This window comes from Rhodococcus yunnanensis NBRC 103083 (assembly GCF_001895005.1).
GTDB classification, from domain to species: Bacteria; Actinomycetota; Actinomycetes; order Mycobacteriales; family Mycobacteriaceae; genus Rhodococcoides; species Rhodococcoides yunnanense.
Genome location: NZ_BCXH01000004.1, coordinates 339,348 through 352,215, shown reverse-complemented (window position 1 = coordinate 352,215; position 12,868 = coordinate 339,348). Strand labels below are relative to the sequence as shown.

At 66.0% G+C, this 12,868-nt stretch carries 12 protein-coding genes; 3 read left to right on the top strand and 9 right to left on the bottom strand.

From position 1 onward, the window contains the following. Positions 1-39 precede the first annotated feature (39 nt). The 6 genes from RY1_RS09920 to RY1_RS09895 form a co-directional block, all read right to left on the bottom strand. Positions 40-729 carry an ABC transporter ATP-binding protein gene (locus RY1_RS09920; protein ID WP_072803345.1) on the bottom strand — a complete coding sequence of 230 codons (690 nt, stop codon included), beginning with the start codon at positions 727-729 and terminating at the stop codon, positions 40-42. Beyond that, complete coding sequence (locus tag RY1_RS09915; RefSeq protein WP_072803434.1) at positions 726-1,637, bottom strand: ABC transporter ATP-binding protein; 912 nt, start codon at positions 1,635-1,637, stop codon at positions 726-728. Before RY1_RS09915 ends, RY1_RS09920 begins: the two co-directional genes overlap by 4 nt. A gap of 71 nt (positions 1,638-1,708) precedes the next feature. Further along, complete coding sequence (locus tag RY1_RS09910; protein WP_072803344.1) at positions 1,709-2,527, bottom strand: ABC transporter permease; 819 nt, start codon at positions 2,525-2,527, stop codon at positions 1,709-1,711. Beyond that, the gene (locus RY1_RS09905; RefSeq protein ID WP_371829459.1) at positions 2,520-3,554 is read right to left on the bottom strand and encodes an ABC transporter permease; all 1,035 of its coding nucleotides are present in this window, start codon (positions 3,552-3,554) and stop codon (positions 2,520-2,522) included. Before RY1_RS09905 ends, RY1_RS09910 begins: the two co-directional genes overlap by 8 nt. Beyond that, positions 3,551-5,167 (bottom strand): ABC transporter substrate-binding protein, encoded by a 1,617-nt coding sequence (locus RY1_RS09900; protein WP_072803432.1) that lies wholly within the window; start codon positions 5,165-5,167, stop codon positions 3,551-3,553. Before RY1_RS09900 ends, RY1_RS09905 begins: the two co-directional genes overlap by 4 nt. 81 nt (positions 5,168-5,248) lie before the next feature. Further along, positions 5,249-6,526, bottom strand: coding sequence for an MFS transporter (locus tag RY1_RS09895; protein WP_072803343.1), 1,278 nt, complete (start codon positions 6,524-6,526; stop codon positions 5,249-5,251). Positions 6,527-6,621: 95 nt separating this feature from the next. Between RY1_RS09895 and RY1_RS09890 the strand changes: the two genes are divergently transcribed. Next, the gene (locus RY1_RS09890; RefSeq protein WP_072803342.1) at positions 6,622-7,194 is read left to right on the top strand and encodes a TetR/AcrR family transcriptional regulator; all 573 of its coding nucleotides are present in this window, start codon (positions 6,622-6,624) and stop codon (positions 7,192-7,194) included. Here RY1_RS09890 and RY1_RS09885 read toward each other — a convergent pair. Together RY1_RS09885 and RY1_RS09880 are read right to left on the bottom strand one after the other, a co-directional pair. Further along, complete coding sequence (locus tag RY1_RS09885) at positions 7,153-7,935, bottom strand: glutamate racemase (protein ID WP_072803341.1); 783 nt, start codon at positions 7,933-7,935, stop codon at positions 7,153-7,155. The genes RY1_RS09890 and RY1_RS09885 overlap by 42 nt on opposite strands. Positions 7,936-7,938: 3 nt before the next feature. After that, on the bottom strand, positions 7,939-9,114 hold the full coding sequence (locus RY1_RS09880; protein ID WP_072803340.1) for a cystathionine gamma-synthase: 1,176 nt from the start codon (positions 9,112-9,114) through the stop codon (positions 7,939-7,941). Positions 9,115-9,189: 75 nt separating this feature from the next. On the opposite strand from RY1_RS09880, the gene RY1_RS09875 reads away from it, so the two are divergent. Continuing rightward, positions 9,190-10,362 (top strand): acyl-CoA dehydrogenase family protein, encoded by a 1,173-nt coding sequence (locus tag RY1_RS09875; protein WP_072803339.1) that lies wholly within the window; start codon positions 9,190-9,192, stop codon positions 10,360-10,362. Positions 10,363-10,375: 13 nt separating this feature from the next. On the opposite strand, the gene RY1_RS09870 is transcribed toward RY1_RS09875, so the two are convergent. Beyond that, positions 10,376-11,761, bottom strand: coding sequence for a cystathionine beta-synthase (locus tag RY1_RS09870; RefSeq protein ID WP_072803431.1), 1,386 nt, complete (start codon positions 11,759-11,761; stop codon positions 10,376-10,378). 106 nt (positions 11,762-11,867) lie between these two features. On the opposite strand from RY1_RS09870, the gene RY1_RS09865 reads away from it, so the two are divergent. Then, positions 11,868-12,836: an SGNH/GDSL hydrolase family protein gene (locus RY1_RS09865; RefSeq protein WP_072803338.1), complete on the top strand. Its 969-nt coding sequence runs from the start codon at positions 11,868-11,870 to the stop codon at positions 12,834-12,836. Positions 12,837-12,868: the final 32 nt, after the last annotated feature.

Below are 12,868 nucleotides of genomic sequence, written 5' to 3'. Positions count from 1 at the left end.
GTGGGGACTCCTGTGTCGAGAGAGGATGTTCTGACCTCTTCAGGTTGCTCCCGAACTCTGATTTTCAGCGCCGGAGACGCTGTGAGTTCGCTGCGCACCGAGCACGCTCACGCGGGCGCAGAGAGCATCCAGCAGTTCGGTGTCGTGGCTGATCATCAGAACACCCATTCCTGCCTCACGCGCCTCGTCCTGAACCAGTCTCATGATGGACGCCGTCGTCGCAGCGTCGAGCATGGCCGTGGCCTCGTCGCACACGAGGTATTTCGGCTGCTGTGCGAGTGCCCGTGCGATGCATGCTCGCTGCAACTGACCGTCGCTGACCTGATGCGGGCGACGCCCGAGCAGATCAGGAGTGAGACCGACCCGCTCGGCGAGTTCCTCGACGACGATCGGACGACGGACGATGTCCGCGGGTTGGCCGATGATCGCCCGCAACGTCATACGTGGATCGGTGGCGGCCCGCGGCGACTGGAACAGCATCGCGATCTGCCGTCGAACAGACGACGGCACAGCGTATCCCGTCCCGACGACGACGGTGCCGTCGATCGTCACCTCGCCGGCGCGAGGTGCGAGAAGCAGTGCGAGTACCCGGGCCATCGTCGACTTGCCGGAACCGGACGGCCCTGCCAGTCCGACGAGACCGCCGGCGGGAATGGACAGCGAACTTTCCGTCAGCACATCCGACGTGCCGCGATAGCCCGCAGTGACGGCGACTGCATCGAGGCTCATGCGCGCTTCCTCGTTCTGTAGCTCCGCTCGCCGACCGTGACCAGCTCCGTTGGTCCGCCCGACTGCAGCGAACCGGGTCGGCGACGGTGGTAGACGCATTCGTCGGGTAGATCGGTCAGTTCGGGCGGAGTACCGGGAATCGGGTTCAGGCCACGAGAGGGCAATGCGTTCAACAGATCCCGTGTGTAATCGTGCAACGGGTCATCGAGCACCGATGCTGCCGGGCCGGTCTCCATGATGCGAGAGGCGTACATGACCGCGATCCGGTCGGCGACGGCCGTGCGCATCAGCGAGGACAGATCGTGTGTGATGAGCAGGACTGCCGCACCGGCCTGCGCAGACCGGCGCAGCAACTCGAGGATTCGATCGGTCAGCTCCCGGTCCAGATTCGCCGTCGGCTCGTCGGCGACGATGACGGCCGGACTCCCGACGAGCGCCGCGGCGATCGCGACACGCTGGGCCATACCGCCGGACAATTGATGTGGGTAACAATCCAGGTCGACCGGATCCAACCCCACGATTCGAGCGAGCTCGTCGGGGCGGCGACGCGATCGCAGTACCCGGGCGGTCTCGTCCAGCTGCGACCGTGCGGTTCGGACCGGCGTCAGGTGCGACGACGCCGACTGCGGGATCAACGCCACATCGTGTCCGCGAAATCCGCGATCCGTGAACACGTCCACGGTCCTGCCTCCGGCGCGGACCGTGACAGACCCCGAGACCTGCGCGCCCGCAGGCAGCATGGCCATGACCGCCGACGCGAGAATCGATTTACCGCAACCGGATTCACCCACCAACGCGGTGACGGTGCCCGCTTCGACGGCCAAGCTCACCTCGCTCGCCGCGTGGACGAGCGACCCGTCGGCCAGCGGGATTCGGACGGTCACGTCCTCGATCGACAATGCAGTCAGGGGCAATGCCGTCACGGACGATGCAGTAAGGGACGATGCAGTAAGGGACGATGCAGTCTGGGCTGATGCGGTCACAGTCGTAGCTCCGAGGGTATCGGGGGCGAGATCGTCTGTCGCAGCGCGGAACCTGCCACGGCAACCGAGACCGTTGCCGTGACGAGAATTCCGGCCGGGAACACCAAGGTCCACCATCCGCCGAGCAGAAGCGAGCTGCGTGCCTCCGACAGCAGAGTTCCGAGACTCGGTTCGTGTGGGGGCAATCCGAACCCGAGGAAGGACAACGTCGACTCGTGCCAGATGGCATGAGGAAGAAGGAGAACCACCGCGATGAGTGCCTGCGGTGCGACCGCAGGTAACACGTGCCGTCTGATGACATGTGCTCGATCCGCACCTGCGAGAACCGCCGCATCGATGTAGGGGCGCTGACGGAGAACCAGTATCTCCGAGCGGACGATCCGCGCCACTTGGGTCCAGTGCGTCAATGCGATCGACAGCACGATCGCCGCGACGCTACCTCGGAACATCGCGACGATGACAATCCCCAACAGCAGATGAGGCAGCGCGTTGATCGCGTCGGTGCTGCGCATGACAACTCGGTCGACCCATCCTCCCCACAGTCCTGCGACGGCACCGACCAGACTCCCGATGACAGTGGCCAACGCCGCGCACGCAGCCGCGATCACCAGCGATGTTCGGATGGCTGCGGCACTGCGCACGAGAAGATCCCGGCCTGCGGAGTCGGTTCCGAACCAGTGCGAGACGGACGGGCCCTGCCGCGCCGAGGCGAAATCGGTGATGCGGTCGTCGACACCCGACACCCACGGCACCGCGATCGCATACAGCGCGACCGCGCCGAGGACCGAACCCGCGACGATCAGCCGCCTATCCATCGGTTGCCGCCCGTGGATCCACAAGCACCACGCCGACGTCGGCCATCAGCGACCCGACCATGACGGCAAGCGTCGTACCCACGGTGAGGAATGCGAGGAGCGCCATGTCGAGATCGCGCGCGGACACCACGATCGCACCGGCGATTCCGGGCCACGAGAACACCTCCTCGACGAGCACTGCTCCGACGACGAGCTCGGGGAGCCGCACTCCCAGCACGTTGACGAACGGCGCCAGCGACGCCGGCAGGATGTGCTTGCGGGTGATCGTCGACGCCGGAATCCCTCGTGCGACGGCTCCTGCCACGAAATCGGCACCGCGTGAGGTCGATACGGACTCGCGCACTGCGAGCAGAAGCCATGGCACCTGCGACAGCGCCAGAACCGCGACGGGCAGTACGAGGTGCTCGGCGACGCCGGTGAAGCTGGGGTCGGCTCCCCCGTCGCTCAGTCCTGCGACGGGCAGCCATCCGAGTCCGAGAGCGAACACCGAGATCGCACCGAGAGACAGCACGAAGGGAGGTAGTCCTTGAATCATGATGCACACGGCGGTGATCCCGCGATCGAGAAGGCCGCCGGCGAACACCCCGGCAAGGACACCGAGCAGCAACGCGAGTGAGGCGGCCAGCGCGAGACCGATTCCTGCCAACAACAGAGTCCACGGCACACGCTCGACGAGGACGTCCGCCACCGGTTGACCGAACGACCGCGACATGCCGAGATCCCCGGTGGCGATGCTCTGCAACCACCGCCAGTACGTCGTGTACCAGGACTCGTCGAAACCCAGCTGCTGCGTGATCACCTGCTTGTCGGCATCACTCGTCGTCGTGTATCGGTCGCCGAGATATGCCACGAGAGGATCGAACGGCGAGACCGCCGCCGCGGCGAACAGACCGACAGATACCGCTGCACATACCGGGATCACGAACAGCACGCGCCTGCCGATCATGCGGAGTACGTCGCGTCGCCTCCCGTGGCGATCGTGTGCGACCGTCGAGACCACCTCTCGCCGAGCGATCGTCGCAGTCACGACTGCCTCGTCCACGTCTGCAGCGACCACCACGGTCCCCAGGTGACCCCGTGCGAGTGCGGCTCGAGAATCGGACCGGATGTGGTCCACTCCGAGTCCTTCGACACATAGGTGTGGTCGAGGAACACCAGGTACACGTATCCGGGATCGTCGACGTACGCGCGCTGCATGTCGCGATAGGCCGCATCACGCTCGGCAGTGTCGAGGCTGCGCCGTCCCGTCTCCAGGGCTGCATCCACGGCAGGATTGGAGTAATCGCTCGCGTTGTCGTAGATACCACCGGTCCCGGGCGTCACGAATACCGAGTCGAGTGCGTTGTACGCCTGGGTATCCGGATCGTAGGGTTCGGATCCGCCCCCGAGCAGGGTCGAATCGAACGAGATTCTGGGGTCGATGCGGTCCCAGGACAGTGCTTCCAGATTTACCTCGACGCCTATTGCCAGCGCGTCGGATGCGAAGGCCTGGGCCAGATCCCGTCGCACGGTGTCACTCGAGTTGTACATCACGGTGAACTCGGCACGGATACCGTCCTTGCTGCGGATGCCGTCGGCGCCTGCCGCCCAGCCTGCATCGGTCAACAGCCGCTCGGCGTCCGCGGGGTCGTGACGAAAGACCGCCGCAGGATCGTATGCGTCGCCGTAGATCTCGGGAATCGGCGTTGACGCTTGCCGTCCGTATCCACCGAGTACGTCCTCGACCATCGACTGCCGATTCACGGCCAGATTGAGAGCCATTCGTACCGCTCTGTCACCCGTGACAGGGTTGTTCGACGGCAGCGACACACCGCGCCAGTCGGCAGAAGTGTTCGCCGTCGACGACATTCCATCGCGCCCGTCGAGTGTCTTCGCGAGCAGCGGCGGAAGGTTGGTGCCGTCGATCTCCCCCGCAGCCATTCGCTGCGCGCGTGTGTTGTCGTCCGGCACGTACAGCAACGTCAGCTTCTTCACCTCGGGTGCGCCGCCGAAGTAGTCCTCGTTGGCCTCGAACACAGCGCGATCGGGCGACAGATCGACGAGGGTGTACGGACCGGTCCCGATCGGTGCGGTATTCAGACTCGACTCGGCAGCCGGTCCTTCGGTCGCGACTGCCTCGGACGGCACGATCCCGATCAGGAGTTTCGTCGGCAGTGCCGAATACGGGTATGCGAGACGGAATTCGACGGTTCGGTCGTCGAGAGCGATCACGTCGGTGATCATGTCGAACGACGACCGCACCTGCGACGCGGACGCCGGGGCGAGGATGGCCTCGTACGTGGCGACGACGTCCGCGGCGTCGAAGCCGCTGCCGTCGGAGAACGTGACGCCGTCGCGAATCGGTACGGTCCACACCGTGGCATCCGCGTTCGCCGTCGGTAGTTCGGTCGCCAGCGAGGGCTCGAAACCGGGCAGCCCCTCGGCACCGTCGAGCCGGAGCAGGCCGTCGTACATCTTCGCCTCCCCTGCGGCGCCGTAACCGGCCACGGGGTTGTAACCGCCGAGCTCGTATCCGTCGGCGAGGACCAGGCCGTCCTCGTTCGCTGTGCCGGTCGAGCTCGTCGGCGCACTGCACGACGCGAGTGCCACAGCACAGACGGTGGCTGCCGCGGCACCGACGATCGGCGCGGTCCGAATCATCGATCCTCCCATTCATCTGATTATCTGTTCAGATGAACGAATGGTGCCACAGCGGACCCCCGACGGCACAGGATCGATCGACTACCGCCCGTTCGTCGCGGTGCGAACTCCCCGATCGGGTAGGCCTGCGGACTCCCTGCGGGATGCCAGCGCAAACCCGACAGCGGACACCAACGCCAGGACGATGACGAACGCGCCGTAGACGAGCGCTGTCGATTCGAGCCCGAACGCGTGGACCGACACTCCCCCGATCACCGCGGGCACACTGAACGCCAGGTAGCTGATGACGAACGTCGTGGCGAACATGCTGCCGCGTTCGGCTGCGGGAACGAGAGCTCCCAGGGTGCGCATTGCGCCGAGGAAGGTACTTCCCCATCCCGCGCCCGCGACGACGGCGCCGAGGAAGTACAGCCACACCGATCCGACTGCAATGGACGTCAACGACAACGCGACCCCGACGGACAGCACGACAGCGCCGTAGATCATCGACGCGCGTGCAGGCCTGCTGCGCACGACCGCCGCGGCGACCGCACCGGAGAAGAACAATGCGAAGATCTCGAATCCGCCGACGATGTGGTTGTCGATCCCGAACAGGGAGCCGACGATCGACGGGCCGAGGGAGAGATGAAATCCGCCGAGTGACCAGGTTGCGATGAGCGCGGGAACGATCAGCAGAAACGGTGTGCGCACTGCCTCCGGAATGGACATACGTGGAAGCAGCAGATGCGCGAGATGCCGTCGCGATTCGACGCCTCGCATGGCCGAGGTCTCCGGAACGAACGCCACCACCGACACCAGCAGCACTGTGGCACCGATCAAGAGCGCGAACACGAGCACCGTCGGCGCAGGCGCGAGCTGAACCAGGAGTCCGGCACCGAGTGCTCCAGTTGCCAATCCGACGGACGGCGCAAGACTGTTCACCAGGGGCCCTGCCGATTCCGACGGTTGCAGATCGATCACTGCCGCACTGAGCGCCCCCGTCGCCGTGCCTGCGGCCAGACCTTGCACGATGCGTGCGGCGATCAGCCCTGACACTCCGTCCGCGGCGATGAACAGGATCAGACTGATCAGCAGCAGCACGAGTGCGCCGATCAGGATCGGCTTGCGGCCGACGTGGTCGGACAGACTTCCTACCGTCAGGAGCGCGAGCAGAAGCGCCACCGCGTAGACAGCGAAGATCACCGTCAGGATCGTCGACGAAAAACCCCACGCCTGCTGAAACACCGGGTACAGCGGGGACGGCGCTGCTGAGGACGCCATGATGACGAGATAGGTCAGTCCGACCGCCCAGAACGCGATCTGCGGCGGCAGCCGTCTTGCTCGTGCACTACCGACATGTGGCACTACCGTCTCGACCATCGAACCTCCCAGAACGACTAACGCAAATACAATTGCTTTAGGCCACGGTAGACCCATCTCGCCGCTAACGCCAATTTCTTTGCAATAATGGACACATGCCCGCCGTCGATCGACACAATCCCCGCCCGGGTGGCAGAAGTGCACGAGTGCGCGCCGACGTCCACCGAGCGGTCACGGAACTGCTCGGCGAGGAAGCCGAATCGCTCTCCATTCCTCTCGTTGCCGAGCGCGCAGGCGTCGCCGCCACCACCGTCTACCGACGATGGGGAGACCTCGACTCGCTCCGAACCGAAGTGGCCATGGAGGTTCTGACGGCCGACGGCCCTGTGCCCGACACCGGCGACACCCATCGAGACCTGGCCATCTGGTGCGAGTTCCTCGTCACCGACATCGCACGCCCCGAACGGACGTCCTTCCTCCGCACCGTCGTGGGCTCGACCAAGGACGAGACCGGAAAGAGCCACTGCCTCGACAAGCGCGAAATTCAGATCGACACCATCCTCCGGCACGCGCGAGAGCGGCACGAGAATCCGCCCGCCCACGCCGACGTGATGGACCACGTCGTCGCGCCGCTGTACTTCCGGATTTTGTTCGGACTGGGCGGTGCTGACGTCGAGTACGCGCGTCTACTGGTGGATCGACTGTTCCGCGGTGACACCGGCCAATAGGCGGCCTTCGTGATGCGCGAGAGCACTGGCGGGCAACACACCGTCGCGACCGCTGAGCGATACCGTCACCGCACCCGACCCCGACGCCGGACGCCCGAGCTGGTCGATCCGGCGAAGAGTCTGGCGCGCAACAGCTTCGGCGCTGTCGAACAAGCGCGTCCCGGCCGGTAGCGCCGCCGCGATCTCGGCTGCGACCAACGGGTAGTGCGTGCACCCGAGCACCACGGATTCCACATCGGCCGGTGTGGCTGCCGCGGCCGCACGGATGGCCGCCGAAACAGCTTCCGCGTCACCGCGATCGATCGAGTCCGCCAGACCGTGGCATGCGATCGGCGACACCGTCCTCCCCGCTGCGAACTGTTCGATCAACCGAGCCTGGTACACACTTGCCGTCGTCGCCGCCGTAGCCCAGACGGCGATGCGATCACTCACTGCTGCAGCGGGTTTGACGGCAGGCACCGTACCGATGACGGGAACACCCGAACCGAGATGTGCACGCACGTGGCTCAGGGCAGTCACGCTCGCCGTATTGCACGGCAGCACCACTACCTCCGCGCCCGCGGACACTGCACGATCGGCGGCGTCGAGCACGCGTGCGATCACCCAGTCGTCGGGCTTGGGCCCCCACGGCGCGTTGTCCGGATCCATCAGCAGGATCAGATCGAGCTCGGGACGCAGTTGTCTCAGCCACGCCGACGTGGGCAGCATCCCCAACCCCGAGTCGATCAATCCGACGATCATCGCTCAGCGACCCAGTGCCTGCTCGACGTCTCCGACCAGGTCGGCACCGTCCTCGATGCCCACGGACAACCGAACGAGATCGTCCGGCACCTCGAGCAGCGAACCGGCCGTCGACGCGTGCGTCATCGCGCCGGGATGCTCGATGAGCGACTCGACACCACCGAGAGACTCGGCAAGTGTGAAGATCTCGGTCCGTGCGCAGAAGTCCAGTGCCGCTTGCTTTCCGCCGGCGAGCCGCACCGAGATCATGCCGCCGAACCGTCGCATCTGCTTTGCGGCCACCGCATGCGAGGGATGCGAAGCCAGCCCCGGGTAGATGACCTGTGAGATCGCGGAGTGGCCGTCGAGCAACTCGACGAGCTGCTCGGCGTTGTCGCTGTGCCGCTCCATGCGCAGGGCGAGCGTCTTGATTCCGCGGAGGGTGAGGAACGCGTCGAACGGCCCAGGCACGCCCCCCGCTCCGTTCTGCAGAAACGCGATGGCGGCGTCGAGCTCTTCGTCGTCGGTGATCAATGCGCCGCCGACGACGTCGGAGTGGCCGCCGATGTACTTGGTCGTCGAGTGCAGGACCACGTCGGCGCCGAGCGGAATCGGCTGCTGAAGGTACGGCGAGGCGAAGGTGTTGTCGACGACGAGCTTGGTGTTCTTCTCGTGCGCCAGCTCCGCGAGCGCTGCGATGTCACCGACGTTCAACAGTGGGTTGGTCGGAGTCTCGACCCAGACGAGCTTCGTATTGGGACGGATCGCGTCGCGGACTGCGTCGACGTCCGATACGGGGGCGACGGAGTACTCGATGCCCCACTGGGTGAAGACCTTGTCGATGAGACGGAAGGTGCCGCCGTAGGCGTCGTTGGGGATGACGAGGTGATCGCCCGGGCGCAGCGTCGCGCGCAGAAGCGCATCGGTGGCCGCCATGCCCGAGGAGAACGCGCGGCCGTACGTTCCGGACTCGATCGCGGCGAGATTCGCTTCGAGCGGCCGACGCGTCGGATTGCCGGTGCGGGCGTATTCGAAGCCACTACGCATGCCGCCGACGCCGTCCTGAGCGAACGTGGAGCTCGCATAGATCGGGACGTTGACCGCACCGGTCAACGGGTCCGGCTCGTACCCGGCATGGACCGCCTTCGTCGAAAACCCCTGCCACGAGGTGTTGTCTGCCTTGCTCCGCTGCTCACTCATGGCATCCAGCCTAATGGGCGAGAGTTCTGGGTAGCCTGCGGGAGAGACACCACTAGCGAAGAGAGGCTGTACACCGTGGCTGATTCACAGACCGTCGACGAGCTGTTCTCCATCGACTCCCTGCTCGACACCGAAGAGAAGGAGATTCGCGACACCGTCCGACGGTTCGGTAGAGAGCGCATAAGACCTCACCTCGCGGACTGGTTCGAGGACGGCACGGTGCCGGCGCGCGAGTTGGCGAAGGAACTGGGCGCCCTCGGTCTGCTCGGCATGCACCTCGAGGGCTACGGCTGCGCCGGCACCTCGGCGACGGCCTATGGTCTCGCATGCCTCGAGCTGGAGGCCATGGACTCGGGTATCCGCAGCCTCGTGTCGGTGCAGGGTTCGCTCGCCATGTTCGCGATCTGGAAGTACGGCTCCGAGGAGCAGAAGCAGCACTGGCTGCCGGGCATGGCCGAGGGCAACCTCATCGGCTGTTTCGGATTGACCGAGGCGGATTTCGGCTCGAACCCCGGAGGTATGCGGACGCGTGCCAAGAAGGACGGCACCGACTGGATCCTGAACGGGTCCAAGATGTGGATCACCAACGGGCCCGTCGCCGACGTCGCCGTCGTCTGGGCACAGACCGAGGACAAGGTACGCGGCTTCGTCGTCCCCACGGACACGCCGGGGTTCACGGCCAACACCATCAAGAAGAAGCTCTCGCTCCGCGCGTCGATCACCGGAGAGCTCGTACTCGAGGACGTCCGGCTCCCCGAGGATGCAGTGCTGCCGGAGGCACGTGGGCTCAGCGGACCGCTGAGCTGTCTGAACGAAGCACGCTTCGGCATCATCTTCGGAGCCATGGGAGCGGCGCGCGATTGCATCGAATCGGCGATCGAGTACTCGAAGACGCGCGAGGTGTTCGACAAGCCGCTCGGCGCATACCAGCTGACGCAAGCGAAGCTCGCGAACATGGCTCTCGAACTCGGCAAAGGACAACTACTCGCTCTTCACCTCGGCCGCATCAAGGACAAGGGTGAACTCCGCGGCGAGCAGGTGTCGGTCGGCAAGCTCAACAACGTGCGCGAGGCGATCAAGATCGCACGCGAGTGCCGAACCATCCTGGGCGCCAACGGAATCACGCTCGAGTACCCGGTACTGCGGCACGCGAACAACCTCGAATCGGTGCTGACCTACGAGGGCACGTCCGAGGTTCATCAGCTCGTCGTCGGGCAGGCTCTCACCGGCTCCAGCGCGGTGCGCTAGCCCCGCCTGGGCGCTATGCCCCCTTGCTCAGGAATCCGAGAAGGTCGTGGCGGGTGATCACACCGACGGGCTTGCCCTCCTCGACGACCATGAGCGCGTCGGTCTCCCCCAGCGCCTTCGTGGCGTCGGAGACGTTCTCGCCCGCGCCGATCAGCGGGAACGGCGCGCTCATGTGCTTGGCGACCGGGTCGGCGAGTGCCGCGCGGCCCTCGAACACCGCACTGAGGAGTTCACGCTCGGTGACACTGCCCGCGACCTCGCCCGCCATGACGGGAGGCTCCGCGCCGACGACGGGCATCTGCGAGACGCCGTATTCACGCAGGATCTCGATGGCATCGCGCACGGTTTCCGACGGATGCGTGTGGACCAGATCCGGCAGCGCGCCGGACTTGCCACGCAGCACGTCGCCGACCGATGGCTCGTCGGTCTTGCCGTCGAGACGCGAACGCAGGAAACCGTAGGACGACATCCAGTCGTCGTTGAATATCTTCGCGAGATATCCGCGGCCGCCGTCGGGCAGCAGCACGACGACGAGAGCATCGGGGCCTTCGCGCTCGGCGACCTTGATCGCGGCGACGGCAGCCATGCCGCACGATCCGCCGACCAGCAGTCCTTCTTCGCGGGCGAGGCGGCGAGTCATGTCGAACGAGTCGGCGTCGGACACGGCGATGATCTCGTCGGGAATCGAGGGGTCGTAGGCGGTCGGCCAGAAATCCTCACCGACGCCTTCGACGAGGTACGGGCGGCCGGTGCCACCGGAGTACACCGAGCCCTCGGGGTCGACGCCGACGACCTTGACCGTGCCGCCGGAGACCTCCTTGAGGTATTTGCCGGTGCCGGAGATGGTGCCGCCGGTTCCGACACCCGCGACGAAGTGGGTGATCTTTCCGTCGGTGTCGGCCCAGATCTCGGGGCCCGTGGTCTCGTAGTGGCTTTGCGGGCCCGCCGGGTTGGCGTACTGGTTGGGCTTCCACGCGCCGTCGATCTCACGCACGAGGCGGTCGGAGACGCTGTAGTAACTGTTGGGATCCTCCGGTGCGACGGCAGTCGGGCACACCACGACCTCGGCTCCGTATGCGCGCAGCACGTTGCGCTTGTCCTCGCCGACCTTGTCGGGGCACACGAACACACACTTGTATCCGCGCTGTTGCGCGACGAGGGCCAGACCGACCCCGGTGTTGCCGGACGTCGGTTCGACGATGGTGCCGCCCGGCTTCAGCTCGCCGGACGCCTCGGCGGCGTCGATCATCTTCACCGCGATGCGGTCCTTGGACGATCCGCCCGGGTTGAGGTATTCGATCTTGGCAGCAACCGTCCCCGCGTTGTCGCCGACAACGGAGGAAAGCTTGACCAACGGAGTGTTGCCGATGAGTTCGGTGACGTGCTGAGCAATGCGCATGTCCCCATCTTCCCAGACGCCGCGAACTCCGCTGCTCGGTACCGTCGAGACGAGCGCTCTCCGGTGCATACGATGGACGTGTGGCGCACACCGAAGGAGACGACCAGTGCCCGTGAGTCGATGGCGTACGGCCGCCAAGGCAGGCGTGGCGACGGTTCTGGCAGGCTCCTCAGCTGGGACTGCGTCGTGGGCGGCGTATCGGCACCTGATGTCGCAGGCGTCGTCGGCGCGGGGTGTCATCGGCCGCAGCACCGCGAAGCCTCCCGAGGCCGACGGGGTGTACGGGCCGGGTGATCGCCGCCCGCAGCCGTGGCGCAGCGGAAGTTCAGCAGATATTCACCTGATGATCTTCGGCGACTCCACCGCGGCGGGTGTCGGATGCGTGGTTGCCGACGAAGTGCCGGGCGTCCGTCTGGCCCGCGGACTGGCTGACGAGACCGGCAAGCGAATCCGCCTGAGCACCAAAGCGATCGGCGGCGCCACCTCGAAGGGCCTGGAGGGCCAGGTCGACGCGATGTTCGTGGCGGGCCCACCGCCGGATGCGGCCGTCATCCTCATCGGCGCCAACGACGTCACCAAGAAATTCGCGATCTCGGCGTCGGCAACTCGCCTCGGCGACGCAGTGCAGCGATTGACCGACGCGGGAACCGTCGTCGTCGTGGGAACGTGCCCCGACCTCGGGGTGGTGACGGCGATTCCGCAGCCACTGCGCACGATCGTCCGCAACTGGGGGCATCGCCTCGCTCGTGCACAGAGCGCGCACACGCTGTCGGCGGGCGGCCACCCCGTCGCCCTCGCCGACCTGCTGGCGCCGGAGTTCCTCGCCGCCCCCGACACGATGTTCTCCGCCGACCGGTTCCACCCGTCGGCCGCAGGCTACGAACTGGCCGCGCGGCAACTGCTTCCCGTCCTCGCCGCAGCACTCGGCGAGTGGAGGGGTGGCCCGTTGCCCGACCTTCCCCAGATCTCGGCCGTCGCGGAATCACGACGGTTCGCCCCTCGTGCGGCAGCCTCGATCGACAGGTTCATCCGCCGACGAGGAGCCGAAATTTCGGAGGCGAACGCGCCGCGATAAGTTCGACACATACTCACGTACTCGGCGGTAAC

Bases quoted from the DNA above. Each gene is read 5' to 3' on its own strand.
- RY1_RS09920 (WP_072803345.1), bottom strand. From the start codon at position 729: ATGAGCCTCGATGCAGTCGCCGTCACTGCGGGCTATCGCGGCACGTCG.
- RY1_RS09910 (WP_072803344.1), bottom strand. From the start codon at position 2,527: ATGGATAGGCGGCTGATCGTCGCGGGTTCGGTCCTCGGCGCGGTCGCG.
- RY1_RS09900 (WP_072803432.1), bottom strand. From the start codon at position 5,167: ATGATTCGGACCGCGCCGATCGTCGGTGCCGCGGCAGCCACCGTCTGT.
- RY1_RS09895 (WP_072803343.1), bottom strand. From the start codon at position 6,526: ATGGTCGAGACGGTAGTGCCACATGTCGGTAGTGCACGAGCAAGACGG.
- RY1_RS09890 (WP_072803342.1), top strand. From the start codon at position 6,622: ATGCCCGCCGTCGATCGACACAATCCCCGCCCGGGTGGCAGAAGTGCA.
- RY1_RS09885 (WP_072803341.1), bottom strand. From the start codon at position 7,935: ATGATCGTCGGATTGATCGACTCGGGGTTGGGGATGCTGCCCACGTCG.
- RY1_RS09880 (WP_072803340.1), bottom strand. From the start codon at position 9,114: ATGAGTGAGCAGCGGAGCAAGGCAGACAACACCTCGTGGCAGGGGTTT.
- RY1_RS09870 (WP_072803431.1), bottom strand. From the start codon at position 11,761: ATGCGCATTGCTCAGCACGTCACCGAACTCATCGGCAACACTCCGTTG.